We start from the raw sequence: 26131 nt of genomic DNA, 5'->3' as shown, positions 1-26131 counted from the left end.
GGGGAATGATCGGTGGTGGCCCAGGCAAGGCCTTTCAAGTCCGTGGCACTGATGCGGTGTGCGGTGCGGGCTCCTGCTATTTTCAGGCACTTCATTCCAATTTGTGATCAAGTAGTTCCATTTTTTTGCTATCCAGCGCGGCAGGATTGGCGGATATTGGCGCCTTCATTGCGTGTTTTCTCCTGCGCTGCCCCTTTTTCCTGCCCTTCTGATCCTTGCGAGCCGCCATGTCCGCCACCCCTGCCGCCACCCCCCTCGTGACCGAAGTCGATCAATTGCTGCAACGCCTGGGCGTGCCCCGCGCGGGCTACACCGGTGGCACGCTGGCCGCCCGCTCGCCCATCACGGGCGAGGTGCTGGCCCGGGTGCCGCAGCACGGCCCCGCCGAGGCGACCGCCGCCATCGGCCGTGCGCATGCGGCCTTCCAGGCCTGGCGCAACGTGCCTGCGCCGCGCCGGGGCGAGCTGGTGCGCCTGCTGGGCGAAGAGCTGCGCGCCGCCAAGGCGGACCTGGGCCTGCTCGTCACCATCGAGGCGGGCAAGATTCCGTCCGAAGGCCTGGGCGAGGTGCAGGAGATGATCGACATCTGCGACTTCGCGGTGGGCCTGTCGCGCCAGCTGTATGGCCTGACGATTGCCACCGAGCGCCCCGGCCACCGCATGATGGAAACCTGGCACCCGCTGGGCGTGTGCGGCGTGATCTCGGCCTTCAACTTCCCGGTGGCCGTGTGGTCGTGGAACGCGGCGCTGGCGCTGGTGTGTGGTGATTCGGTGGTGTGGAAGCCGTCCGAAAAGACCCCGCTCACGGCCCTGGCCACGCACGCCATCGCGCAGCGTGCCATCGCGCGGTTTGGTGCCGACGCGCCCGAAGGCCTGCTGGAGTTGATCGTGGGCCAGCGCGACATTGGCGAGGTGCTGGTGGATGACGCCCGCGTGCCCGTGCTGTCAGCCACGGGCTCCACCGCCATGGGCCGCGCGGTGGGCCCGCGCCTGGCGGCACGTTTTGCGCGCGGCATCCTGGAGCTGGGCGGCAACAATGCCGCCATCGTGGCCCCCACGGCCGACCTGGACCTGGCGCTGCGCGGCATCGCGTTCGCCGCCATGGGCACGGCGGGCCAGCGCTGCACCACGCTGCGCCGCTTGTTCGTGCACGACAGCATCTACGATCAGTTGGTCCCCCAGCTGGCCAAGGTGTACGCCAACGTGCAGGTGGGCGACCCGCGCACCGCCGGCACGCTGGTGGGCCCGCTGATCGACCGCATGGCCTTTGACGGAATGCAAAAGGCGCTGGAACAAAGCCGTGCGCTGGGTGCCGCGGTGCACGGCGGCGGCCGCGTGGAAGGTTTGGGCGGTGCGGACGCGTACTACGTGCGCCCTGCCCTGGTGGAGCTGCAAAGGCATGACGGCCCCGCGCTGCACGAAACCTTCGCGCCCATCCTGTACGTGGTGCGCTACAGCACGCTGGACGAGGCCATCGCGATGAACAACGCCGTGGGCGCGGGCCTGTCGTCGTCGATCTTCACGCTCAATGTGCGCGAGGCCGAGCTGTTCATGTCGGCAGCCGGCTCGGACTGCGGCATTGCCAACGTGAACATCGGCCCGAGCGGCGCGGAAATCGGCGGCGCGTTTGGCGGCGAGAAGGAAACCGGCGGCGGGCGCGAGGCGGGCTCCGACAGCTGGAAAGCCTACATGCGCAGGGCGACGAACACCATCAACTATTCCACGGCACTGCCGCTGGCGCAGGGCGTGACCTTCGACGTGTGAGCAGCGCAGTGGCAAGCGCTTTCATGCCGGCTGAAACGCCACCCATCGTCGTCATCGGTGGTGGCGTCATCGGCAGCGCCATCGCGTACTTCCTCACGCTGCAGCAGCCGGGCTGCGCGGTGGTGGTGGTCGAGCGGGACCCGACCTATGCGCGCGCATCGTCCGCGCTGTCGGCCAGCTCCATCCGCCAGCAGTTCTCCACCGACATCAATGTCCAGATCTCGGCCTATGGCATCGGCTTTCTGCGCAATGTGAACACGCTGCTGGCCTGCAGCGGCGACGCGCCGGATGTGGGCCTGCACGAGGGCGGCTATCTGTACCTGGCCACCCAGGCGGGCGAGGCCACGCTGCGCGAGAACCATGCGCTGCAAAAGCGGCACGGCGCCGATGTGGCGCTGCTCGGCCCGCAGCAGCTGGCCGAGCGTTTTCCGTGGCTGGCGCTGCAGGACGTGGCGCTGGGGTCGCTCGGGCTGTCGGGCGAGGGATGGTTCGACGGCTACCTGCTGCTGAGCGCGCTGCGCAAGAAGGCGCAGAGCCAGGGCGTGCGCTACGTGGCCGATGAGGCCGTGGGCCTGGACGTGGTGGCTAGCGATGGCGTGCGGCATGTGCGTGCCGTCCGCCTGAAAAGCGGTGGCGAGCTGCCGTGCCGCTTTGCGGTGAACGCGGGTGGCCCCTGGGCCGCGGCCATCGCGGGCTGGGCGGGCATCGGCCTGCCCGTGGTGGGCAAGCGCCGCACGGTGTTCCACCTGGCCAGCCCCGCGGCGCTGCCGGGCTGCCCGCTGCTCATCGACACCAGCGGCATCTGGCTGCGGCCCGAGGGCTCGGGCTTCATCTGCGGCTTTGCACCGCAGGCTGGCGACGATGCCGACTTTGCGCCGTTGGAGCCGGAGCACCACGCTTTTGAAGACCACGTGTGGCCTGCCCTGGCCGAGCGCATTCCGGGCTTCGAGGCACTGCGCATGCAGGGCGCCTGGGCGGGCTACTACGAGATGAACACTTTCGACCACAACGCCATCGTGGGCCTGCACCCCGCGTGCGACAACCTGGTGTTCGCCAACGGCTTCTCGGGCCATGGCCTGCAGCAGTGCCCTGCCGTGGGGCGCGGCCTGGCCGAGCTGATGCTGACGGGCCGCTACCAGAGCCTGGACCTGGCGCCGCTGTCCATCGAACGCATCGCGCGCAACCAGCCGCTGCTGGAGAAGAACGTCATCTGAACCCAGGAGCCCCGCAACGGGGCTCCGCCCATCCGGCCCTTCCTCTTTTTCGACGCTTTCCCACCTGCCAACCACAACACAACCGGAGACAACGACCATGGCAATTTCACGCAAAACATTCACCGCGCTCGCTGCAGGGCTCGCACTGGCCTACACGGCCTTCGTGCCCGCGCAGGCGCAAACCGCCATGCCCACGCTGGAGAAGATCAAGGCATCGGGCAAGGCGGTGCTGGGCGTGCGCGAGACCTCGCCGCCCATGGCCTACGCGCTGGGCGCGAATGAAAAATACGTGGGCTACCACGTGGAGCTGTGCGAGCGCGTGCTCAAGGAAATCGTGCCCGACGCGAAGCTCGAGTACATGGCCGTGACGGCGCAGAACACGATGCCGCTGGTGCAGAACGGCACGCTGGACATCGGCTGCGGCCCCACCACCAACAACCTGGCGCGCCAGCAGCAGGTGGCTTTTGCCGTGACCACCTATGTGAGCGAGGTGCGCATGGCGGTGCGCAAGGATTCGGACCTGAAGTCCATCAGCCAGCTGGGCAACCGCACGATTGCGGCCTCCACCGGCACCACGGCCGTGCAGCTGCTGCGCAAGCAGGAGCGCACGCTGGGCGCACCCGTCAAGACGGTGCTGGGCAAGGACCACCACGAGAGCTTCATGCTGCTCGAATCCGGCCGCGCTGATGCGTTCGTGCTGGACGACAACCTGCTGGCGGGCCTGATCTCCAACTCCAAGGACCCGTCGGCCTACCGCATCGTGGGCGAGCCGCTGGGCGCCGAGCCGATCGCGCTGCTGTTCCGCAAGGACGACCCCACCTTCAAGGCCGCGGTGGACGGCGTGCTCACCCGGCTGATGCAGAGCGGCGAGATGGAAAAGATCTACACCAAGTGGTTCGTGAACCCCATTCCGCCCAAGAACATGAGCCTGAATTTGCCGCTGGGCACCACGCTGCGCCAGCTGTTCTCCGCACCCAACGACAAGCCCCTGGAGTCCTACCAGCAATGAACGCCGCCATCCCCGCCACAGCCTTTCGCGCGGCCGACCGCATCAGCGCCATCGGTGTGTCGGACATCGTGCGCATCACCCAGGCCGCCAATGAATTGAAGCGCCAGGGTCAGCCCGTGATCGTGCTGGGCCTGGGCGAGCCCGACTTCGACACGCCCGTGCACATCCAGGAGGCCGCGCAGCGCGCCATGGCGCGGGGCGACACGCACTACACGGTGCTGGACGGCACGCCGGAACTCAAGGCCGCCATCCAGCTCAAGTTCCGCCGCGACAACGGCCTCGCGTTCGCCATCAATGAGATCACGGTGGGCGCCGGTGCCAAGCAGGTCATCTACAACGCGCTGATGGCCAGCCTGAACCCGGGCGACGAGGTGATCCTGCCCGCGCCGTACTGGACCTCGTACGCCGACATGGTGCTGATCGCGGGCGGTGTGCCCGTGGTGGTGCCGTGCAGCGAAGACAACGGCTTTCGCATCACGGCGCAGGAGCTCGATGCCGCCATCACGCCGCGCACGCGCTGGGTGTTCATCAACTCGCCGTCCAACCCCAGCGGCACGGCCTACAGCGCCGAGCAACTGCGGCCCCTTCTGGAGGTGGTGCTGCGCCACCCGCGGGTGTGGGTGCTGGCGGACGACATCTACGAACACATCCTGTACGACGGCCATGCGTTCGCCACGCCGGTGGTCGTGCTGCCCGCGCTGCGCGAGCGCACGCTCACGGTGAACGGCGTGTCCAAGTCGTACGCCATGACGGGCTGGCGCATCGGCTACGGCGCGGGCCCGCGTGCACTGATCGCGGCCATGGCGGTGGTGCAGAGCCAGGCGACGTCGTGCGCGTCGTCCATCAGCCAGGCGGCGGCGGTGGCGGCGCTCACCGGCCCGCAGGACGTGGTGGCCGAGCGCTGCCGCGAGTTCCAGGCGCGGCGCGACCTCGTGGTGGCTTCGCTCAACGCATCGCCGGGCCTGCGCTGCCGCGTGCCCGAGGGTGCGTTCTACACGTTTGCCAGCTGCGAAGGCGTGCTGGGCCGCACCACGCCGGGCGGCGCGCTGCTGCGCACGGATGCCGATTTTTGCGACTACCTGTTGCGCGAGTTCCACGTGGCCGTGGTGCCGGGCAGCGTGCTGGGGCTGGCGCCGTATTTCCGTATCTCGTACGCTGCCAGCATGGCCGACCTGCAGGAGGCCTGCACACGTATCCGCCGTGCGTGCGAGGCGCTGCGCTGACCCACCTGTTTTCCTCGTTTGATATTTTCCCGTTCCGGACCTTTTGACATGACCACGCCTTCCACCTCCAGCCCCGCCCCAAGCCGCACCGGCGGCCAGATCCTGGTGCAGCAGCTCATCACCCATGGCGTCAAGCAGCTGTTCTGCGTGCCGGGCGAGAGCTACCTGGCCGTGCTCGATGCCCTGCACGATGCGGACATCGGCGTGACGGTGTGCCGCCAGGAAGGCGGCGCGGCCATGATGGCCGAGGCGCAGGGCAAGCTCACGGGTCAGCCGGGCATCTGCTTCGTGACGCGCGGGCCGGGCGCGACCAATGCGTCGGCCGGTGTGCACATCGCGCACCAGGACTCGACCCCGATGATCCTGTTCGTGGGCCAGGTGGCGCGCGGCGCCATGGGGCGCGAGGCGTTCCAGGAGCTCGACTACAGCGCGGTCTTCGGCACCATGGCCAAGTGGGTGGTGCAGATCGACGACCCGGCGCGCGTGCCTGAACTCATCTCGCGCGCCTTCCACGTTGCCACCTCGGGCCGCCCCGGCCCGGTGGTGGTGGCGCTGCCCGAAGACATGCTGACGGAGGCCGCCACCGTGGCCGACGCGCAGCCCTACCAGGTCACCGAGACCCACCCCGGCGCCGCGCAGATGGCCGAGCTGGCCCAGCGCCTGCAGGCCGCCCAGAGCCCCGTGGCCATCCTGGGCGGAAGCCGCTGGTCCGAGCAGGCGGTGCGCGAGTTCACGGCGTTTGCCGAGGCGTGGTCCATTCCGGTGTACTGCTCGTTCCGCCGGCAGATGCTGTTTGCCGCCACCCACGCCTGCTACGGCGGCGACCTGGGCCTCGGCGTGAACCCCAAGCTGCTGGCGCGCATCCGCGCGTCCGACCTGGTGCTGGTGGTGGGCGGGCGCCTGTCCGAAGTGCCGTCGCAGGGCTACGAGCTGTTCGGCATCCCCACGCCCGCACAGCCCCTGGTGCATGTGCATGCCGATGCCGATGAACTGGGCAAGCTCTACCGCCCCACGCAGGCCATCCACGCCACGCCGCAGGCCTTCGCCGCGGCCTTGAACGCGGTGCGCCCCACGGCGCCGGTGCCGTGGAAGGCCCACACCGAAGCCGCCCATGCCGACTACCTGGTCTGGAGCGATACCGCGCCCATCCGCATCCCCGGTGATCTGCAGATGGGCCAGGTGATGCAGCACCTCAAGGACGTGCTGCCCGCCGACACCATCTTCTGCAACGGCGCGGGCAACTTCGCGACGTGGGTGCACCGCTTCTGGCCCTTCACCACCTATGCGAGCCAGCTCGCGCCCACCAGCGGGTCGATGGGCTACGGACTGCCGGCCGGCGTGGGCGGCAAGCGCCTGTGGCCGCAGCGCGAGGTGGTGATCTTCGCGGGTGACGGCGACTTCCTGATGCACGGCCAGGAGTTCGCGACCGCCGTGCAGTACGGCCTGCCGATCATCGTGGTGCTGCTGGACAACGCCATGTACGGCACCATCCGCATGCACCAGGAGCGCGAGTACCCGGGCCGTGTGAGCGCCACGCAGCTCAAGAACCCCGACTTCAAGGCCTACGCCCAGGCCTTCGGCGGCCACGGCGAGCGCGTGGAGCGCACCGAAGACTTCGCCCCCGCGCTGGCCCGCGCGCGCGCCAGCGGCCTGCCCAGCGTGCTGCACTGCCTGATCGACCCCGAGGCGATCACTCCCACGGGAACGCTGCAGGGCCTGCGCAACGCGGCGCTCGCCAAGAAGCAATAGACACAATCAATACCGCAGCCCAAACCCTGTGGTCGGCCGGGCGGCTGACAGCAGGGTGTCTGCGCTTTTGCGCACAATGGAGGCCGTGACCTCCGCACCGCCCGACGAGCCCTCCGCACCGCGCCTGCGTCGCATCGCGCACCTCGACATGGATGCCTTCTTCGCATCCGTCGAGCTGCTGCGCTACCCCCAGCTCAAGGGCCTGGCCGTGGTCATCGGCGGCGGGCGGCGCAAGGTGGACGAGCTGCTGCACCAGAGCCCCGATGGCCAGGGCCTGCGCGAGCCGCATTTCATCCCGGTGGCCGACTTTCCCCTGCTCAAGGACTATGTGGGCCGGGGCGTCATCACCACCGCCACCTACGCGGCGCGGCAGTTCGGCGTGGGCTCGGCCATGGGCATGATGAAGGCCGCCAGGCTGTGCCCCCATGCCATCGTGCTGCCCGTGGATTTCGACGAAGTGCGCCGCTTTTCGCGCCTGTTCAAGAGCACCATCACCGACATCGCTCCGGTGATGCAGGACCGGGGCGTGGACGAGGTCTACATCGACTTCACCGACGTGCCCGGGGGTCAGCGCGAAGGAGGCAGGGTGCTGGCACGGCTCATCCAGAAGAGGATCTTCGACGTGACGGGGCTGACCTGCTCCATCGGCGTGGCCCCCAACCGGCTGCTGGCCAAGATGGCCAGCGAGTTCAACAAGCCCAATGGCATCTCCATCGTCTATGAGTCGGATCTGCAGGCGAAGATCTGGCCGCTCAACGTGCGCAAGATCAACGGCATCGGCCCCAAGGCGGGTGAGAAGCTGGCGCGCCTGGGCATCGAGACCATCGGCCAGCTGGCGGCGCAGGATGAACAGTGGCTGATGGGGCACTTCGGCAAATCGACGGGGGCGTGGATGCACCGGGTGTCCTGGGGGCGGGACGACAGCCCCGTGGTGACCGAAAGCGAACCCGTGAGCATGAGCCGCGAGACCACCTTCGACCGCGACCTGCACGCCGTGCGCGACAAGGCGGAGCTGGGCGCGATCTTCACCGACCTGTGCCTGCGCCTGGCCGAAGACCTGCAGCGCAAGGGCTATGTGGCGCGCACCATCGGCATCAAGCTGCGCTACGACGACTTCAAGATCGCCACGCGCGACCACACCGCGGGCATCTACACGGCGGACGGCGCCACCATCCGCCAGCTGGCCGGGCAGTGCCTCAAGCGCGTGCCGCTGGACAAGCGCCTGCGCCTGCTGGGGGTGCGGGCCAGCACGCTGGCGCGGCGCGGGGAAGAGCCGGTGCTGGAGCCACGCACACCGGTGCCGGCCGGCGGCCGGGGGCGGCGGCCCGACGCGCAGGCCACCATGGAAACCGGTCAGCTTTTCTAGGCCCGAGGCTGCGCCCGGGGCCGCCCGTTTCTCGCGGCACCACCGCAATTCTTTTGGTGCCAGACGGTGTGATCGGCAGGTAGACTTGATCGGTATCAAGCGGTAGCGGACCGCGCCGCCTGCCGACGATGCGGGCCCATCAGGAGCTTTCCATGCGCATCAACCTGCCGGTGACCCAGCAGAATTTCGACTACCCCGGCGATGAGCTGCTGGTGTCCAGCACCAACACCAAGGGCGAGATCACGCACTGCAACCCCGCCTTCGTGCGCGTGAGCGGGTACAGCCACGACGAGCTTGTCGGCCAGCCCCACAACATCATCCGCCACCCCGACATGCCCGCCGAGGCCTACAAGGACTTGTGGCGCACCGTCGGCCGGGGGGAGCCCTGGACGGGGCTGGTGAAAAACCGCCGCAAGAATGGCGACCACTACTGGGTGCGGGCCAATGTCACGCCCATCATGGAGGGGGGCAAGCCCCGCGCCTACATGTCGGTGCGCACCAAGCCCAGCGCGGCGGAGTCCGATGCCGCCGAGGCCCTGTATGCGCAGATGCGCCGCGATGCGGCCTCGGGCGCGCGCAGTTTCTACCTGGACGCCGGCAACCTGCGCTACCGCGGTGTGCGTGGCTGGCGGCAGCGCATGGCGCAAATGGCGTTGCTGCCCCGCATGGCGCTGGTGCTTGGGGTGTTGCTGCTGCTGGCGCTGGTGCCCGACATGCTGGGGCTGCAGGGCCCCGTGGCCTGGGTGACGCGCCTGGTGCTGCTGCTGGTGGGGAGCGGGTGGGCGCTGTGGCGCTACCAGGCCACCGTGCTGCGGGGCGTGCACGATGCGACCAGGTTCGCCTCCGACATCTCGGCATGCAATCTGGCCACCTCGGTCCACGTGGACTATCCACCGCCATTGGGCGCGCTCATGCAGCGGCTGCGGCAGACGCAGGTCAACCTGCGCGCGGTGGTGGGCGATGTGCGCACCGAAGTGCGCAGCTTCACCCAGTCGGCCGCCGAGATTTCGCGCGGCAGCCTGGACCTGTCGGCACGCACCGAATCGCAGGCGAGCAGCCTGGAGGAAACCGCCGCGTCGATGGAGCAGCTGGCCAGCACCGTGCAGCAGACGGCCGACACCGCCGCCAAGGTGTCGCACGAGAGCGCGCAAAGCAGCGACATCGCCACGCGCGGCGGCCAGGCCGTGCAGGAGGTGGGCGCTGCCATGCAGGAGATGAAGCAGTCGTCCACGCGCATCAGCGAGATCGTGGGCGTGATCGAGGGCATCGCCTTCCAGACCAACCTGCTGGCGCTCAATGCCGCCGTGGAGGCGGCCCGCGCGGGCGAGCAGGGCCGGGGCTTTGCCGTGGTGGCGGGGGAGGTCCGGGCCCTGGCGCAGCGCAGCGCCAGCTCGGCCAAGGAGATCAGCGGCCTGATCGGCGCGACGGTGAACCAGATCGCCAACGGCGCGCAGCAGATGGACCATGCCGGCACCACCATCCAGGGCGTGGTCAACGCCGTCGGGCGGGTGAGCACGCTGGTGCAGCAGATCAGCAGCGCGACCAAGGAGCAGTCCCAGGGCATCGCCCAGGTCAACGAGGCTGTCACGCAGCTCGACACCGTGACGCAGCAGAACGCGGCGCTGGTGGAGCAGTCGGCGGCATCGGCCCAGGGCCTCAAGGAAAGCGCCCTGTCGCTGGGCCGGTCCGTGGATGTGTTTCGCCTGGGCTAGCGGCCCTGCGCCGTGGCGGGGCGCGCGGTATTTCTTGACGAATTCTTACTGCTAACTTACAGTGAATTTCCCGTTTTCCGGGAGGTTCCCATGACCCTGAACGAGCTGCAACGCATCAAGCAGTGGCATGTCGCGCACAAGGCCGAGCACCCGCTGGAGTACCACCTCTGGGACCTGGTGCTGACGATCTGGATGCTGGGGTGGGTGGGCTGGTTTCCCATCTGCGCCTTTGGCGAGCCCTGGACCGCGCCGGTGTGCCTGGTCGCCATCTTTCTGCCCAGCCTGTATGTGACCTGGCGCACCCGCGCGCATGCGCGCCACACCCTGCGGTGCGACTGGATTGACGCGCGCGGTTAGCGGATCTTTGGAGGGCCTTACTGGCGGGCGGTGCGCACGTTGCGCGGCAGGCCCTGCGGGTGGCTGGTGCGCAGCGGGTTGATGTCCAGGCCGCCCCGGCGCGTGTAGCGCGCATACACGGTGAGCTTGATGGGTTTGCAGCGGGTCCACACGTCCATGAAGATGCGCTCCACGCACTGCTCGTGGAATTCGTTGTGGTTGCGAAAGCTCACCAGGTACTGCAGAAGGCCTTCCTGGTTGATCTGCGGGCCGCTGTAGCTGATCTGCACGCTGCCCCAGTCGGGCTGGCCCGTCACCAGGCAGTTGCTCTTGAGCAGGTTGCTGGTGAGCACTTCGGACACGGGGGCCTCGCCAAACACGGCCGTCAGCAGCTCGGGCGCGGGCTGGTACTGCGTGCATTCCACGTCCAGCCGATCGAGGCTCAGGCCGTCGAGTTCGTGCACGGGCTCCTGGTCGAACAGTTCGGGGCTGAGGAGCCGCACGCCCACGGTGGCCGGGTGCTCCGCGCCGCGCCACACGGCCTCGCTGATGTCGGCACGGATGCGGGCCTGCACCTCGGCCGCATCCGTGAATCGGGTGTTGTTGAAGCTGTTGAGGTAGAGCTTGAACGACTTGCTCTCCACGATGTTGGGGGTCTCGCACGGCACGGTGATGTGCGCCAGCGCCACTTGCGGCTTGCCGCGCTGGTTGAGCCACGACAGCTCGAACGCCGTCCACAGGTCGGCGCCGAAGAACGGCGCGGCGCCGGTGACACCGATCTCGGCCCGCTTGCCCGCGCGGGGGATGGGGAACAGCAGAGAGGCGTCGTACTGGTCGATGTAGGCCGATGCCTTGCCGAGTTGGGATTGTTCCGGGGTGTTCATGGATACTATTAAATTGATAGCTGGTAGCGCAATGTGGATAAGCGCCAGGGCCTGTTTTTATTTGAATTCCCGCTCGCGCAGCCACTTGGTGGCGATCCATTTTTCGCCGGCGATCACCGGGGCGCCGCCATGCAGGGTGCGCGTGGACGGGTGCGGGCGCTCGTAGCTGAAGAACACGGCATTGCCGCGCTGCGGCGCCACTTCCACATGCACATCGGGGAAGGTGGTGCCGCCGCCTTTCTCGGGCGTGTTCAGGTACATCACGAGCGTGCCCACACGCTGGCCGCCGCGCTTGACGATGGTGGGCGTGCCCGGCTCGGCGGGGTCGAAGTAGTCGTAGTGCGGCTTGTATTCGGCGCCGGGGCGGTAGTGCAGCACCTGCAGGCCCTCGCCGTTCTCGATGGGCCAGTTCAGCAGGCGGGCGATGCGCTCCTCGATGCGCTGCAGCAGTGGGCTTTCGCCGCGCTGGAAGAACATGCCGTCGCTCGTGCGGTCGTCGTTGACTTCCTCGCCCCCCGTCTTGGTGGCCACGGTGAGCGAGCGCGCCATGCGCGGCGCGGCGGCGGCGATCAGCGCATCGCATTCTTCGGGCGACAGCAGGTTGCCGAACACCACGATGCGCGGCTGGGCGATCGCCAGCAGCACGTTCACGCTGCGGTCGCCGGCCTCAAGCTGCGCGGGGGATTCGTCCAGCCGCGGCTCGGGCACCGCCACGGCGGGTGGCTGGCCCTGCTGCACGGCCAGTTCGTTGAGGTGGTCCTGCAGCGTGATCTCCAGCGCATCGGCGGCCACGTCCTCATCCCAGCCCGCATCGCGCATGGACTGCAGCACCACGGGCGCGGCATAGCCTGCCTGGGCCTGCTCGATGATCCAGCGGCGCAGCTCGGGCGTGATGGCCTGCCGCGCGGCACCGCGGTCCTGTTGGGTTGCCGTGGTGCTGTCCGGGTGCTGTTCAGAACGCGATGTCATGGCGGTCCTTCAACGTAAGCAGGTTTCTTTCGGGGTTACGGGGCGGGTGCTGCCTTGCGCCGGAATACCAGGCGCTCGGGCCCGGATGATGCCGGGGCAAAGGCATAGCCGTCCAGATCAAACCCTTCCAGCTGGCGGGGTGTGGCAAGGCGGTGCGTGACGGCATAGCGGGCCATGAGGCCGCGCGCGTGCTTGGCGTGGAAGCTGATGATCTTGTAGCCGCCGCCTTTCCAGTCCTCGAACACGCATTCGACCACGCGTGCCTTGAGCGCCTTGCGGTCCACGGCCTTGAAGTACTCCTGCGACGCCAGGTTGACCACGACGGGCGTGGTGTCGGCGCGCAGCCGGGTGTTGAGGTGCTCGGCGATCTGGCTGCCCCAGAACTGGTACAGGTTGCTGCCCGCGGCCGTGGCCAGGCGCGTGCCCATCTCCAGCCGGTAGGGCTGCATGCGGTCGAGCGGGCGCAGCACGCCGTACAGGCCGCTCAGGATCGCCACGTGGCGCTGGGCCCAGTCCAGGTCGTCGGCGGTGAGCGCGCGCGCCTGCAGGCCTTCGTACACGTCGCCGTTGAAGGCCAGCAGCGCCTGGCGCGAGTTGGCGGCGGTGAAGCGGGGGCGCCAGGCCTGGTAGCGCGCCACGTTGAGCGCGGCCAGCTTGTCGCTCAGGTCCATGAGCGAGGCGATGTCCTGGGGGGACTGGGTGCGCAGCACCTCGATCAGGGCCGTGGACTGTGGCACGAACTGGGGCGTGGAATGGGGCAACCCCTCGGGCAGGGGGGTGTCGTAGTCAAGGGATTTGGCAGGGGACAGCAGGAACAGCATGTGGGAGTCCGGGTGGTCCGTGGGGCTCGGAAGGGGAGAAGGCTGGGCGGAGCGAGGCCGGAATGCCGGCAGCGGCCAAAATGGTACCTGCTGCAGGGCCGCCGCAGCGCCAAGGCGTTGTTCAGGGCCCCCAAAGCAAGAAGGCGGCCCTGGGCCGCCTTCTTGTTTTCAGGGCCGCAGCCGGTGGATCAGGCCGCCGGCGGCTGCTCGAAAGGCAGGGTCATCGCCGACAGGTCGCGGCGGGTTTCCACCAGCACCAGCGGGCCTTCGTCCAGCACGACCGCGGGCGGCCGTTCGCGTGGAACGCGGATGGGTTGCGGTTCGGCGGCGATCGCCGCCTGCACGGCGGCGATCTTGCCCGCGTCCGAGTTCACCCATTGCAGCCCCGACGAGGCGGCAACCTGCTGGAGCTCGTCGACCGGCAGCGTGAAGGACTGGACACGGGGCATGCCGTTGGCGGCAGCCGCCGCAGCAGCAACCGCCACCGGGGCTGGCGCGGGCGCGGCAACGGGTGCGGCCGGGGGCGCCACGGGTGCCGCGGCAGCAGGGGCCGTGGCGGCCACCGGAGCAGCCACGGGCGCTGGCGCTGCAGCCGCCACCGGGGCGGCAGCCGGAGCCTCGGCCACGGCGGCCTCCACCGGTGCGGCGGGGGCGCTGAAGTAGCTGCGGCGTGGAGCCTCATCCTGCTCCGGCGCCGGTTCGGCCTGGGGTGCGGCGACGGCGGTGGGATCGAAGTCCAGCATCGCCGGTGCCGCTGCCGTGGTCTCGGCGCTGTCGCGAGGACCTCGCTCGCCGCGTTCGCGGCGGTCACGGCCGTAGCGGTCGCGCGAGCGGCGCTCGCGGCGCTGCTGCTCTTCGCTGGCCGGGGCTCCATTGCCCGCGGCCACGTCGTTGCCGGACAGGTCCAGGTCGGGCAGCGATGCCAGCGGGGCGGTGTCGACGAAGTCGCCCGCGGCCGGCGCGGTGCTCTCCTGCGCTTCGACAGCACGGGGCGTGCGTTCGCCGCGCTCTGCACGGTCTCCACGTTCGCGGCGGCCGGAGCCTTCGCCACGGTCACGGCGCGGACCGCGCTCGCCGCGCGGCTGCTGGCCCGCTTCCGCGCTGTTGCCGTTCGGACCTTCCACCTGCGCCTGCGCGGCAGCGGTGTTGTCGCCGTTCAGGCCGGCGGCCTGGTTGCGGGGCTCTGCGTCGCGGCGGCCACGGCCACCGTCACGCCCGTTGCGGCCTTCGCGTCCCTCGCGGGCTTCGCCTTCGGGGCGGCGGTCGGTGTCGCGGGGTGGACGGCCCTCGGCGTCGCGCGGAGCGCGGCCTTCGGCCGAGCGCTCGCCACGGCGGCCGCGGCCTTCGCTGGCGCCTTCGCGGTTGCCGCCATCACGGCCGCCTTCGCGTTGGCCTTCCCGGTTGCCATCGCGGCCACCACGGCGGCCACGGCCTTCGCCGTTGCGGCCATCGCGGCGGGGCTCGCCGCGGCCCGTGGTTTCAGGTGTGGCGGCGGGGGCAGGGGCTGCTGCCACCGGTGCGGGGGCTGCCGGTGCATCGCCAAAGCCGAACAGGCTCTTGAGCCAGGAAAAGAAGCCTTGCTCCTGCGGCGCGGCGGCGGCAGCGGGCGCTGGCGCAGCCACGGGGGCCTGGGCGGGTGCCGCGGGCGCGGCAGCGGGGCGCTGGCCGGCGCGGGGTGGGCGGGCCGCGCCTTCGGGGCGGGGCTCGGCCACGGGGGCGGGAGCATCGGGCAGCACGCCCTTGATGACGGGGGTCTGCTTGTTGGTGGGCTCCTGCGAGCGGCGCGTCACGGCCGTGGGGTCTTCCACTTCCTCGGCGAGCTTGTAGCTGGCTTCGATGTGGTCCAGGCGCGGATCGTCGTGCTTGAGGCGTTCCAGGCGGTAGTTGGGGGTTTCCAGCGTCTTGTTGGGCACCATCAGCACGGCCACGCGCTGCTTGAGTTCGATCTTGGCGATCTCGGTGCGCTTTTCGTTGAGCAGGAACGAGGCCACTTCCACCGGCACCTGGCAGTGCACGGCGGCCGTGTTGTCCTTCATGGACTCTTCCTGGATGATGCGCAGGATTTGCAGGGCCGAGCTTTCCGTGTCGCGGATGTGGCCCGAGCCGCCGCAGCGGGGGCAGGGGATGGACGAGCCTTCGCTCAAGGCGGGCTTCAGGCGCTGGCGGCTCATCTCCATGAGGCCGAACTTGCTGATGGTGCCGAACTGCACGCGGGCGCGGTCCTGGCGCAGCGCGTCGCGCAGGCGGTTTTCCACTTCGCGGCGGTTCTTGCTCTCCTCCATGTCGATGAAGTCGATCACGATCAGGCCGCCCAGGTCGCGCAGGCGCATCTGGCGCGCCACTTCGTCGGCGGCTTCCAGGTTGGTGCGGGTGGCGGTTTCCTCGATGTCGCCGCCCTTGATGGCGCGGGCCGAGTTCACGTCCACGCTGACCAGCGCTTCGGTGTGGTCGATCACGATGGCGCCGCCCGAGGGCAGTTGCACGGTGCGGGCGTAGGCCGATTCGATCTGGTGCTCGATCTGGAAGCGGCTGAACAGGGCGGCGTCGTCGCGGTAGCGCTTCACGCGGGCGGCATGCTCGGGCATGACGTGCGCCATGAACTGCTGCGCCTGTTCGTAGATGTCGTCGGTATCGATGAGGATGTCACCGATGTCGTTGTTGAAGTAGTCGCGGATCGCGCGGATGACGAGGCTCGATTCCTGATAGATCAGGAAGGCGCCCTTGCCGCCCTTGGCGGCGCCGTCGATGGCGTTCCACAGCTTGAGCAGGTAGTTCAGGTCCCACTGCAGCTCGGGCGCGGTGCGGCCGATGCCGGCGGTGCGCGCGATGATGGACATGCCGTTGGGGTACTCCAGCTGGTCCATCGCCTCCTTGAGCTCGGCGCGGTCCTCGCCCTCGATGCGGCGCGAAACGCCACCGCCACGGGGGTTGTTGGGCATCAGCACCACGTAGCGGCCGGCCAGCGAGACGAAGGTGGTCAGGGCCGCGCCCTTGTTGCCGCGCTCTTCCTTTTCGACCTGGACCAGCAGCTCCTGGCCCTCGCGGATCACTTCATTGATGCGTGCCTGGCTGGGCGAGACACCGGGGGTGAAGTAGCTGCGCGAGATTTCCTTGAACGGCAGGAAGCCGTGGCGGTCTTCGCCGTAGTCGACGAAGCAGGCTTCCAGCGAGGGCTCGACGCGCGTGACGACGGCCTTGTAGATGTTGCCCTTGCGCTGTTCGCGCCCCTCGATTTCGATTTCGTAGTCGAGGAGCTTCTGTCCGTCGACGATGGCCAGGCGCCGTTCTTCAGGCTGCGTGGCGTTGATGAGCATCCGCTTCATGATGCGATTCCTTCAGTGTTTCGCGGACAGCAGCGGAGCAGCCAACCGTGACCCACGGAGAGGGCTGCGCGGGCTGCCGCCCACAGTTTCCAAACCAATACAACAAGCTCTACAGGAGCTGTGAATGCCTGGACTGACGCATCGAAACGAAGGGAATTGCCGGGAATGCCAAGGGTCTGCCGAGCGCTAGCGCGGCAGGAAAAGGCAGGGGCGCGTGGATGGGGGCGAGTGAGAGTGGCGCAGTTTTGCTACTAAAATAGTAGCGTGTTGCGCTTGCAGGACGGGCGCTGGGGCGGAATGTGCGTGTGCGGCCGGGGGCAACAGCCACCGCCACAAGGTCACCATCCATGCCATCAACAACCACATGCTCGCTTCGATCCGCTGGCAGGCTGCTCCCGGGTAGGGTGCGTCTGCCAGCTTGGGGATTCCGTATCAGTGTTTCAATCTGTCAGCCCGCCGAACGAAGCGCAGGCCACCGCAGGCATCTGGCCTGCAATCTGCGTGCACGACGCCCGCTGGCATCGACCTTCCTGCACGAGGGAAAGGGTTGCGTGGACTAAACTCCAGACAAATCAACCACTTACACAGCAACGCGCAGGTGAAACACATTATAGGGGCCAAACCGCCATCCGACCGCACCACGGCGGCAAGCCCTCCGGCGGCACGCCTGATCGAGGTCGATTCCGATTCCGCGGGCCAGCGGCTCGATAACTTTTTGATACGCCACTTGAAAGGTGTGCCAAAAACGCACGTCTACCGCATCATCCGCAGCGGCGAGGTGCGCATCAACAAAGGCCGCGTGAGTGCCGACACCCGCGTGGAAGCAGGGGACGTGGTGCGCCTGCCTCCTGTTCGAATTTCAGACAAGGTGGCCGAGAAGGCCGAGCGTCCGGCGCCCGCGCGCGAATTTCCCATCCTGCTCGAAGACGAGCATCTGATCGCCATCGACAAACCTGCCGGTGTAGCGGTGCACGGCGGCAGCGGCGTGAGCTTCGGCGTGATCGAGCAGTTGCGCCGGGCGCGCCCGGCCGCGAAGTTCCTGGAGCTGGTGCACCGGCTGGACCGCGAGACCTCGGGCATCCTGCTGGTGGCCAAGAAGCGCTCGGCGCTCACGCACCTGCAGGACCAGTTCCGCGAGCGCGAGACCGGCAAGACCTACCTGGCACTCGTCACGGGTGCCTGGCCCGCCAACAAGAAAGTCATCGACCTGCCGCTGCACAAGTACCTGCAGGCCGACGGGGAGCGCCGTGTGCGCGTGACCACGGCCGACGACCCGGACGGCATGCGCTCCGTCACGCTCGTCAAGGTGCGCAGCTCGGTGCCCCAGCGCCCCGCGCAGGGGCTGCCCGCCATGTCGCTGCTGGAGGTGACCATCAAGACCGGCCGCACCCACCAGATCCGCGTGCACCTGGCCAGCCAGGGGCATGCCATCGTGGGGGACGACAAGTACGGGGATTTCGACCTCAACAAGCGGCTGCAGAAGCTGGGCATGAAGCGCATGTTCCTGCATGCCTGGCGGTTACAGTTCAACCATCCCGCCTCGGGCGAGCGCGTGGCGCTCCATGCCGAGCTGCCGTCCGAACTGGCCGGCTTTGTGCCTTCTCCCGCCTGAAATGGCGAGAACAACCCCCCATGCCCTCCACCACCTCCCGCCCGCGCCGTTTCGATCTCATCGCCTTTGACTGGGACGGCACCCTGTTTGATTCCACCGCCATCATCGTGCGCTGCATCCAGGCGGCGGTTCGCGATGTCGGTGGCACGGTGCCCACCGACAAGGAGGCCGCTTACGTGATCGGCATGGGGCTCATGCAGGCCCTGGCGCATGCCGCCCCCGACGTGCCGCCCGAGAAGTACACCGACCTGGGCAACCGCTACCGGTTCCACTACATCCAGCACCAGGAGGACCTGAGCCTGTTCGACGGCGTGCTGCCGCTGCTGGCCGACCTGCGCGATCGCGGGCACCTGCTGGCGGTGGCCACGGGCAAGAGCCGCCGCGGCCTGGACGATGCGCTGCATTCGGTGGACCTGCGCGGCGTGTTCGATGGCTCGCGCACGGCCGACCAGACCGCGGGCAAGCCGCATCCGCTGATGCTGCAGGAGCTGATGGCCGAGTTCGACGTGCTGCCCGAGCGGCTGCTGATGGTGGGCGACACCACGCACGACCTGCAGATGGCGGTGAATGCCGGCTGCGCCAGCGTGGGGGTGAGCTACGGCGCGCATGAGCCCGAGGTGTTCCATGCGCTCAACCCGCTGCACGTGGCCCATTCGGTGCGCGATCTGCACGACTGGCTGCTGCAATACGCCTGACGGGCGGGCACGATGCGCAAGCGAGCATTCCCATGACGGACCTTCCTGACCGGGCCATTGCGTTGTGCAACAGCGCCGACCTGGCCGACAGCGGCCTGGCTGTTGCGTTTGACGTGGTCTATGCGGGGCAGACCTGCCGGGCCTTTGCCATCCGCTACCGCGGCACGCCCCATGCCTATCTCAACCGCTGCACGCACGTGGCGATGGAAATGGACTACCAGCCCGACCGGTTTTTTGACGATACCGGCCAGTGGCTGCTGTGCGCCACCCATGGTGCGGCCTACCTGCCCAGCACGGGGCAGTGTGCGGGGGGGCCCTGCCGGGGCGGCCTGGTGAAAATTGCCTTGTCGGAAAGCGATGGCGTGGTGCACTGGCATACTGCATACAACCTGCAACCCGTAGAGTTCTAGAAAAACTAGATGAATTACCCTTATGTGCTGTCGTCCGGTGCCTTGCCCGTGCCCTGGACAGGCCGCCCCGGCAAGGCAGGCGCAGCGCCAGGACGCATGACATGACCGACCCCCAACCGCCCGGTTCCCCGGGTTTTGACCCCAAAAGCAACCCAGCGCCCGACCTGTGGGCGCAATCAGCTACGAATTCAGGAGCATCTGTGAGCGACTCATCGCGTGAACCCGGCTGGGAACGCGCCACGCTGGAAAAGCTGGCCTTCTCTGCCCTGCAAGAGCAACGCAGCGCCCGCCGCTGGAAGATATTCTTCCGGCTGGCATGGCTGCTGCTGATCGCCGCCGTTGCCTTCGCCGCCCTGCGCCAGGCGTCGCCCAGCGCCAGCAAGAGCGCGCCGCACACGGCGGTGGTCGACATCAAGGGCGAGATCGCCGCGGGCGCCGAGGCCAGCGCCGAGTTCGTCGTGGCCGCGATGCGCAGCGCGCTGGAGGACGAAGGCTCGCAGGCGCTGGTGCTGCTCATCAATTCGCCCGGCGGCAGCCCGGTGCAGGCCGGCATCATCAACGACGAGATCGTGCGCCTGAAGGCCAAGCACAACAAGCCGATCTATGCCGTGGTGGAGGAAACCTGCGCCTCGGCCGCGTACTACATCGCCGCCGCGGCGGACGACATCTATGTGGACAAGGCCAGCATCGTGGGCAGCATCGGCGTGCTGATGGATGGCTTCGGCTTCACCGGCACCATGGAAAAGCTGGGCGTGGAGCGTCGCCTGCTGACCGCTGGCGAGAACAAGGGCTTTCTCGACCCGTTCAGCCCGCAGACCGAAAAGCAGCGCGCCTACGCGCAGACCATGCTCGACCAGATCCACCAGCAGTTCATCGCGGTGGTGAAGGCCGGGCGCGGCGACCGCCTCAAGACCACGCCCGACACGTTCAGCGGCCTGTTCTGGACCGGCCAGCAGGCCGTGGAAATGGGCCTGGCAGACAAGCTGGGCAACCTGGATTACGTGGCGCGCGAGGTGGTGAAGGCCGAGGACATCATCGACTACACCCGCCGCGACAACGTGGCCGAGCGCCTGGTCAAGCGTTTTGGCGCCGCCATCGGCGTGGGCGCGGTCAAGTCGCTGTCAGTGGCGGGGCCGCAGCTGCGCTGACGCCACCTGATCTGGCCTGCGGGCCACTCGCAGCCAATGCCCTGGGTGGAGATTCCATCCGGGGCATTTTTGCGTATGGGCGTGTGCGAATGGCGCCGCTGACCGGGCGGTGCAAGCCTCAGGGGCGGCAGGAGGGTGGAGGGGCCGGGGTGTGATGCCTGCTTCAGCTGTCCAGCCCGCCGGCCCTGCGCTGGCGCGAGCCGTCTTCAAGAATGGTGTCGTCCGCCACGAGCTTGCCCGCTTCGTCCCACTGCTTGCGCGCCGTGAGGCGTGTGCGGCCGCGGGCATCGGGGACGGAATACTGCTCTTCCATCGCCGGCCGGCCGTTGTCGTGGAACGCCTGCTGCGTTCCCACGGGCCACTGGTCCTTGGTGAGCTGGTCGCGCCGCAGGAGGCTGCCGTCGTCGCGGTACATCTCGCGCAGCAGGCGGGCCTGCTCGCCGGTGCCGCTCCAGGTGCTGCGTTCGCGCACGGACCCGTTGAGGTACCAGCGCTCCACCTGCACCTCGCGCCCGCCGTCAAAACCGCGCTGCTCGATGAGCTGGCCCGATGCGCCGTAGCGCCGGGTGCTCCACAGAGGGCCCCGGGTGTCGCGCAGCGCGCGCTCGTCGGGGGCGAAAATGCGTTCCTCGCGCAGCACGCTCCTGCCGCCTTCGGTGTGGAAGCTGCGGTGAACGCGCCGGCCTTCCTCCACGAGCTGCTGGGCGGAGACGAGGCCGTCGCCGTTCCATTCGGTGGCGCTCAGCAGGCGGCCCTGGTCGTACCGAAGCTGTGCGGTTGGGGTCCCGTTTTCCGCGTGCAGCAGGGTGTCGGTGGCGCCATCGAAGCCGCAGAGCTTGCGGTCTTCGGGCAGCACGCTGGCACGGGGGCAGAGCAGGCGCGTGGGCTGGCCCCTGCCGTTGGTCTCCACATGAAAGAGCTCCTGCCCCTCGCCATGGAATGACACCCGCTCCACGCGGCCGGTGGCATCGAAGCGGCGCACCGCGCCCTGGGTGCGGCCGTTGTCGGCGGTTTCCTCGCGCCGCACCTGGCCGTTGGGCCAGAACTCGGCCACCCGGCCGTGGCTGTTGCCGCGTTCGTTCACCGTGCGCTCGCGCTGCAGGCGGCCTTCGCGGTCGAACATGCGCTCCTGGCCGATGTACTTGCCATTGCGCAGCTCCTGCTCTCGCTGGACATGGCCCGTGTCCTCTTCGCGGCAGCGCACGAGCCCGGACTGTCCGGCCGTTTCGGCACCGTTGGAGATGTTGATGGCCTTGCCGTTCAATTCACAACGAATAATGGCCTCTGCGCTTGTCATATAAGCGCTGAAAGCTATTAAAAATATAGCAACTGAATGCGGCTGCATGTCAGCGGCCCAATGCGAACACCACGGGGGTGCGGTTGTCGGGGGGCTCGGGCTGCTGGCGCCATTGCCGCACCAGCTGGCTGCGGATGCGTGCGTCCGGCAGCGTCAGCCCGCTGGCCAGCGCCAGCCGGGTGTGGGGCTGCAGCGCCTGGACCAGCGCCTGCCACAGGGCCGCATTGCGGTACGGGGTTTCGATGAAGAGCTGGGTCTGCCCTGTCTTGAGGGCCAGGCCTTCGAGTTCCTTGATGCGCTGGGTGCGCTCCTGGCTGTCCTGTGGCAGATAACCGACGAATGCGAAGTTCTGCCCGTTCAGGCCGCTGGCCGCCAGTGCGAGGAGCAGCGACACCGGGCCCACCAGGGGGGCCACGGGGATCTGCAGATCGTGCGCGGCGCGCACCACGGACGAGCCCGGGTCGGCCACGGCGGGCATGCCCGCCTCGCTGACCAATCCCATGTCATGCCCCGCCAGCGCGGCGGCCAGCAGGGGGCGGGCATCGAAGGGGGCCGACCCCTTGTCGCCATGGTCTCCCTTCTTGTGCACCTCGCGCGGCAGTTCGGTGATCTGCTGCTGCTGCAGGGAAGCGGCCAGGGGGTGGAGGGCATCGACGCGCTTGAGGTAGGCGCGGGTGCTCTTGGCGTTCTCGCACACCCAGTGGGTGAGCCGCGCCGCGGTCTGCAAGGTGCTGGCGGGCAGCGCATCCTGCAGCGGAACCTGGCTGTCGCAGCCAAAATCGAGCGGCGCGGGCACCAGGTACAGCGTTCCGGTTCTTGCGTTCATCGCTGGGCTCCATGGGGCTGCGTGGTACCGGCCGTCCAGGCAACTGGCGCAGCCCAGGCCGGGGCGTGCCCTTCTGCGCAAGGAGAGGGTGGCGGCGCGAAGCGGCTCGGGGGATGTTTCATCACGGCAGTACCAGCCCTGCCGCCCGCAGCATGCGGCAGGTGCGGATCAGGGGCAGCCCAATGAGCGCGGTGGGGTCGTCGCTCACGATGGCATCGAGCAGCGCGATGCCCAGGCCTTCGCTCTTGGCGCTGCCCGCGCAGTCGTAGGGCTGCTCGGCGCGCAGGTAGCGCTCGATCTCTGCGTCGGACAGGTCGCGGAATTTCACCTCCACCGCAGCCAGGTCCACCTGCTCGAAGCCCGTGGCGGCGCACACCACGGCCACGGCGGTCTGGAACACCACGGTCTGGCCCCGCATCTGGCGCAACTGCTGCACCGCGCGCTCATGGTGGCCCGGCTTGCCCAGGGGTTCGCCCGCAAGGTCGGCGACCTGGTCGGAGCCGATCACCACGGCATCGGGGTGCTGGCGGGCCACCGCCTGGGCCTTGGCCACCGCCAGGCGCAGGGCCAGCGCGCGCGGGGCCTCGCCCGAGCGGGGCGTCTCGTCCACATCGGGGGCGGCAACGTCGAAAGGCAGGTTCAACCGCTGGAGCAATTCGCGCCGGTACCGCGAGGTGGAGCCCAATACCAGAGGGCGTTGCAGGGGAGGGGATTGATGCATGCGCCGATTCTCTTACACTGCCGCCATGACCAAGGAATTCTCCGCACAGCGCCTGGACGTGAAAGCCTTTGCACAGGCGGGCGGTCGGCTGTCGGGCCACGATTCGCTCTTGAAGTACGAACGCCTGGCCCAGGAGGCCAAGGGCCTGCACCCGGACCTGATGGTGGACTGGGAGGCGGTCGGCGAAGTGCGCACGGCGCTGGGTGGCATGGGCCAGGTGTGGCTGCATCTCAAGGTGCAGGCCAGTTTCCCCATGGAGTGCCAGCGCTGCATGACCCCGGTGGATGTCCCCTTGGAGGTGGACCGCGAGTTCCGCTTCGTGGCCGACGAAGCCACGGCCGAGGCGCTGGACGACGAGAGCGAGGAAGACCTGCTGGCCATGAGCCGCGAATTTGATCTGCGCGAGCTGATCGAAGACGAATTGCTGATGGCGCTGCCCGTGGTGCCCAAGCACGACGAATGCCCGACCTCGGTGCCCCTGGCTTCCTCGGATGAGGATTTCGAAGAGGCCAACGCCGAGAAGCCCAACCCATTTGCCGCGCTGGCGGGCCTGCGAAAACCCGGCAAAGGGTCATGAAGAGGCCGCGAGCCATTTAGGCTATAATCGAGGGCTTCGCGCGAATCCCCTCGTGTCTTTAATGGGCTGATCGCGTTTTTACCAACCTATTCAAGACCAGGAGCCATCATGGCCGTTCAGCAAAACAAAAAGTCCCCTTCCAAGCGCGGCATGCACCGCTCGCACAATGCCCTGAATGTGCCGGGCATTGCCGTGGAACCCACGACCGGTGAAACGCACCTGCGCCACCACATCAGCCCCAACGGCTTCTACCGCGGCCGCCAGGTGCTGAAGAACAAGTCTGAAGCCTGACTTTCGCCCCATCCAAAGGCCCGTTGCTACTGAAATCGTAGCGCGGGCCTTTGTTTTGACCGTTGCATTTCATCTTCCGGCCTGTCTGGCCGGTCGGACAAGTCGCCCATGATCACACTGGCTGTTGACTGCATGGGGGGCGACCATGGCCCCCGCGTCACGCTCGCGGCGTGCCGTCAGTTCCTAGATAACCACCCTGATGCCCGCCTGCTGCTCGTTGGCCTGGCGGACAGCCTGCAGTCGTTCTCGCACGACCGCGCCACCATCGTGCCCGCTTCCGAAGTGGTGGCCATGGATGACCCCGTGGAGGTGGCCCTGCGCAGGAAGAAGGACTCTTCGATGCGCGTGGCGATCCAGCAGGTCAAGGATGGCGCCGCCTCGGCGGCTGTCTCCGCAGGCAATACCGGCGCCCTGATGGCCATTGCCCGCTATCTGCTCAAGACGCTCGACGGCATCGACCGCCCGGCCATCGCCACGCAGATGCCCAATGCCGCCGGCGGCGCCACCACGGTACTGGACCTGGGCGCCAACGTGGATTGCTCTGCGGAGCACCTGCTTCAGTTCGCCGTCATGGGCTCCGCGCTGGTGTCCGCCCTCAGGGATGGCGGCGAGCCGACGGTGGGTCTCCTCAATATCGGTGAGGAAGTCATCAAGGGCAGCGAAGTGATTAAAAAAGCAGGTGAACTCCTGCGATCTGCTGCCAATTCTGGCGATCTGAATTTCTATGGAAATGTCGAAGGCAATGACATCTTCAAGGGAACGGTGGATATCGTCGTGTGTGACGGCTTTGTCGGCAACGTGGCCCTCAAGGCCAGCGAAGGCGTCGCGTCGATGATCATCGGTGCGCTCAAGACCGAGTTCTCGCGCAACATCTTCACCAAAGTTGCTGCCATCACTGCCTATCCGGTCTTAAAAGCGCTGATGAAGCGTATGGACTACCGTCGGTACAACGGTGCGGCCCTTCTGGGGCTGCGTGGACTGGTGTTCAAGAGCCATGGGTCGGCTGACACAATGGCCTTCGAGCAGGCGTTGAACCGGGCGTATGATGCAGCCCGCAACAACTTGCTCGACCGTGTCCGGACCCGGATTGCGCATGCAGCGCCTCTTCTGGTGCCTGCAGATGCACAGCCCCAGCCTGGCGTTGCGGCGACGATCACACATTGATGAGACGCTACTCCCGCATTACCGGCACCGGCAGCTACCTGCCCCCGCGCCGGCTGACCAACGCTGATCTGGTGGCCGAACTGGCCCAGCGCGGCATAGAAACCTCGGACGAATGGATCGTGGAGCGCACGGGCATCCGCGCCCGCCATTTCGCGGCGCCTGATGTCGCCAGCAGCGATCTGGGGCTGGAAGCCGCGCGCAACGCCCTGGAGGCCGCGGGGCTGCAGCCCACGGACATCGATCTGATCATCGTGGCCACGTCCACGCCGGACATGGTGTTTCCTTCGGCTGCCTGCATATTGCAGAACAAGCTGGGCGCCAATGGTTGCCCGGCGTTTGATGTGCAGGCGGTGTGCAGCGGTTTTGTCTATGCCCTGTCCGTGGCGGATGCCATGATCCAGACGGGGGCCGCCAACCGCGCGCTGGTCATTGGCGCTGAGGTTTTCAGCCGTATCCTGGACTTCAACGACCGTACCACCTGCGTGCTGTTTGGCGATGGGGCGGGTGCTGTGGTGCTGGAAGCCTCTGAGACGCCCGGCATCCTGTCCAGCGACCTGCACGCCGACGGCAGGCATGTGGGAATCCTGTGCGTGCCCGGCAACGTGGCCGGTGGCCAGGTGCTGGGGGACCCGGTCCTCAAGATGGACGGGCAGGCTGTTTTCAAGCTCGCTGTCGGGGTGCTCGAAAAGGCCGCACATGCGGTGCTCGCGAAGGCGGGCATGACGGAGGCCGACATCGACTGGCTGATCCCGCACCAGGCCAACATCCGCATCATGCAGGGCACCGCCCGCAAGCTCAAGCTGTCCATGGACAAGGTGGTGGTCACGGTGGACCAGCATGGCAATACATCGGCCGCTTCCATTCCCCTCGCGCTGGACCACGCGGTGCGCTCCGGCCAGGTCAAAAAGGGCGAGACCCTGCTGCTCGAAGGTGTGGGCGGTGGCTTTACCTGGGGCGCGGTGCTCCTGAAGTTATAGCTTTCAGCGCTTATTGAATAAGCGCTGGGACTCGATTTCAATCA

At 67.9% G+C, this 26131-nt stretch carries 24 protein-coding genes; 16 read left to right on the top strand and 8 right to left on the bottom strand.

All coding sequences use genetic code 11. From position 1 onward, the window contains the following. Positions 1-91 precede the first annotated feature (91 nt). Positions 92-229, bottom strand: coding sequence for a hypothetical protein (locus tag AC3RCE_RS18530; RefSeq protein ID WP_218340085.1), 138 nt, complete (start codon positions 227-229; stop codon positions 92-94). Between AC3RCE_RS18530 and amaB the strand changes: the two genes are divergently transcribed. From amaB to AC3RCE_RS18490, 8 genes are all read left to right on the top strand, one after another. Beyond that, positions 228-1763 (top strand): L-piperidine-6-carboxylate dehydrogenase, encoded by a 1536-nt coding sequence (amaB, locus tag AC3RCE_RS18525; protein WP_492253643.1) that lies wholly within the window; start codon positions 228-230, stop codon positions 1761-1763. The genes AC3RCE_RS18530 and amaB overlap by 2 nt on opposite strands. Positions 1764-1786: 23 nt before the next feature. After that, complete coding sequence (locus AC3RCE_RS18520) at positions 1787-2977, top strand: NAD(P)/FAD-dependent oxidoreductase (RefSeq protein WP_492253642.1); 1191 nt, start codon at positions 1787-1789, stop codon at positions 2975-2977. A 97-nt stretch (positions 2978-3074) separates the two neighbouring features. Then, positions 3075-3986 (top strand): amino acid ABC transporter substrate-binding protein, encoded by a 912-nt coding sequence (locus tag AC3RCE_RS18515; protein ID WP_492244152.1) that lies wholly within the window; start codon positions 3075-3077, stop codon positions 3984-3986. Further along, the gene (locus AC3RCE_RS18510; RefSeq protein WP_492253641.1) at positions 3983-5209 is read left to right on the top strand and encodes a pyridoxal phosphate-dependent aminotransferase; all 1227 of its coding nucleotides are present in this window, start codon (positions 3983-3985) and stop codon (positions 5207-5209) included. Before AC3RCE_RS18515 ends, AC3RCE_RS18510 begins: the two co-directional genes overlap by 4 nt. Positions 5210-5257: 48 nt before the next feature. Further along, positions 5258-6958, top strand: coding sequence for a thiamine pyrophosphate-binding protein (locus AC3RCE_RS18505; RefSeq protein WP_492253640.1), 1701 nt, complete (start codon positions 5258-5260; stop codon positions 6956-6958). A gap of 76 nt (positions 6959-7034) precedes the next feature. Continuing rightward, on the top strand, positions 7035-8324 hold the full coding sequence (locus tag AC3RCE_RS18500) for a Y-family DNA polymerase (RefSeq protein ID WP_218340089.1): 1290 nt from the start codon (positions 7035-7037) through the stop codon (positions 8322-8324). 152 nt (positions 8325-8476) lie between these two features. Beyond that, positions 8477-10036 carry a methyl-accepting chemotaxis protein gene (locus AC3RCE_RS18495; RefSeq protein WP_492253639.1) on the top strand — a complete coding sequence of 520 codons (1560 nt, stop codon included), beginning with the start codon at positions 8477-8479 and terminating at the stop codon, positions 10034-10036. A 90-nt stretch (positions 10037-10126) separates the two neighbouring features. Continuing rightward, entirely contained in the window at positions 10127-10393 is a 267-nt protein-coding gene (locus AC3RCE_RS18490) for a hypothetical protein (protein WP_218295616.1), read from the top strand. 17 nt (positions 10394-10410) lie between these two features. Here AC3RCE_RS18490 and queF read toward each other — a convergent pair whose 3' ends face one another. The 4 genes from queF to AC3RCE_RS18470 all read right to left on the bottom strand — a co-directional run bounded on the left by queF (position 10411) and on the right by AC3RCE_RS18470 (position 16369). Further along, positions 10411-11256 carry an NADPH-dependent 7-cyano-7-deazaguanine reductase QueF gene (gene queF, locus AC3RCE_RS18485; RefSeq protein ID WP_218295615.1) on the bottom strand — a complete coding sequence of 282 codons (846 nt, stop codon included), beginning with the start codon at positions 11254-11256 and terminating at the stop codon, positions 10411-10413. 57 nt (positions 11257-11313) lie between these two features. Beyond that, positions 11314-12225, bottom strand: a complete 912-nt coding sequence (locus AC3RCE_RS18480) for a 2OG-Fe(II) oxygenase (RefSeq protein ID WP_218295614.1) — start codon at positions 12223-12225, stop codon at positions 11314-11316. A 35-nt stretch (positions 12226-12260) separates the two neighbouring features. Next, positions 12261-13046, bottom strand: coding sequence for a peroxide stress protein YaaA (gene yaaA, locus AC3RCE_RS18475; RefSeq protein WP_492253638.1), 786 nt, complete (start codon positions 13044-13046; stop codon positions 12261-12263). 188 nt (positions 13047-13234) lie between these two features. Continuing rightward, a complete protein-coding gene (locus tag AC3RCE_RS18470) occupies positions 13235-16369 on the bottom strand; it encodes an Rne/Rng family ribonuclease (protein WP_218295612.1) in 3135 nt (1044 codons plus the stop codon). 598 nt (positions 16370-16967) lie between these two features. Between AC3RCE_RS18470 and AC3RCE_RS18465 the strand changes: the two genes are divergently transcribed. The 4 genes from AC3RCE_RS18465 (at position 16968) to AC3RCE_RS18450 (ending at position 20234) form a co-directional block, all read left to right on the top strand. Then, entirely contained in the window at positions 16968-17981 is a 1014-nt protein-coding gene (locus tag AC3RCE_RS18465; protein WP_492253637.1) for an RluA family pseudouridine synthase, read from the top strand. Between the two features lie 20 nt (positions 17982-18001). Continuing rightward, positions 18002-18676 (top strand): HAD family hydrolase, encoded by a 675-nt coding sequence (locus AC3RCE_RS18460; RefSeq protein ID WP_218340095.1) that lies wholly within the window; start codon positions 18002-18004, stop codon positions 18674-18676. A 32-nt stretch (positions 18677-18708) separates the two neighbouring features. Then, positions 18709-19086: a Rieske (2Fe-2S) protein gene (locus AC3RCE_RS18455; protein WP_218340096.1), complete on the top strand. Its 378-nt coding sequence runs from the start codon at positions 18709-18711 to the stop codon at positions 19084-19086. Positions 19087-19187: 101 nt separating this feature from the next. Then, positions 19188-20234 (top strand): S49 family peptidase, encoded by a 1047-nt coding sequence (locus AC3RCE_RS18450; protein ID WP_218340097.1) that lies wholly within the window; start codon positions 19188-19190, stop codon positions 20232-20234. A gap of 163 nt (positions 20235-20397) precedes the next feature. Here the strand turns inward: AC3RCE_RS18450 and AC3RCE_RS18445 are convergent, their stop codons facing one another. The 3 genes from AC3RCE_RS18445 to AC3RCE_RS18435 form a co-directional block, all read right to left on the bottom strand. After that, positions 20398-21531, bottom strand: coding sequence for a toxin-antitoxin system YwqK family antitoxin (locus AC3RCE_RS18445; protein WP_492253636.1), 1134 nt, complete (start codon positions 21529-21531; stop codon positions 20398-20400). Positions 21532-21580: 49 nt separating this feature from the next. Next, positions 21581-22357, bottom strand: coding sequence for an SAM-dependent methyltransferase (locus AC3RCE_RS18440; protein WP_218295607.1), 777 nt, complete (start codon positions 22355-22357; stop codon positions 21581-21583). Positions 22358-22478: 121 nt separating this feature from the next. Then, on the bottom strand, positions 22479-23078 hold the full coding sequence (locus AC3RCE_RS18435; protein WP_492253635.1) for a Maf family protein: 600 nt from the start codon (positions 23076-23078) through the stop codon (positions 22479-22481). Positions 23079-23103: 25 nt separating this feature from the next. On the opposite strand from AC3RCE_RS18435, the gene AC3RCE_RS18430 reads away from it, so the two are divergent. The 4 genes from AC3RCE_RS18430 to AC3RCE_RS18415 all read left to right on the top strand — a co-directional run bounded on the left by AC3RCE_RS18430 (position 23104) and on the right by AC3RCE_RS18415 (position 26087). After that, complete coding sequence (locus AC3RCE_RS18430; RefSeq protein WP_218295605.1) at positions 23104-23655, top strand: YceD family protein; 552 nt, start codon at positions 23104-23106, stop codon at positions 23653-23655. Positions 23656-23763: 108 nt separating this feature from the next. Beyond that, positions 23764-23946: a 50S ribosomal protein L32 gene (gene rpmF, locus AC3RCE_RS18425; protein ID WP_005794249.1), complete on the top strand. Its 183-nt coding sequence runs from the start codon at positions 23764-23766 to the stop codon at positions 23944-23946. 108 nt (positions 23947-24054) lie between these two features. Next, a complete protein-coding gene (plsX, locus tag AC3RCE_RS18420) occupies positions 24055-25110 on the top strand; it encodes a phosphate acyltransferase PlsX (RefSeq protein ID WP_218295604.1) in 1056 nt (351 codons plus the stop codon). Further along, positions 25110-26087, top strand: coding sequence for a beta-ketoacyl-ACP synthase III (locus AC3RCE_RS18415; protein WP_218295603.1), 978 nt, complete (start codon positions 25110-25112; stop codon positions 26085-26087). The genes plsX and AC3RCE_RS18415 overlap by 1 nt, the downstream gene beginning before the upstream one ends. The last annotated feature ends 44 nt before the right edge of the window (positions 26088-26131 follow it).

Source organism: Acidovorax sp. GW823-FHT05D11 (assembly GCF_058795695.1).
This window is presented reverse-complemented; position numbering and strand designations above follow the sequence as displayed.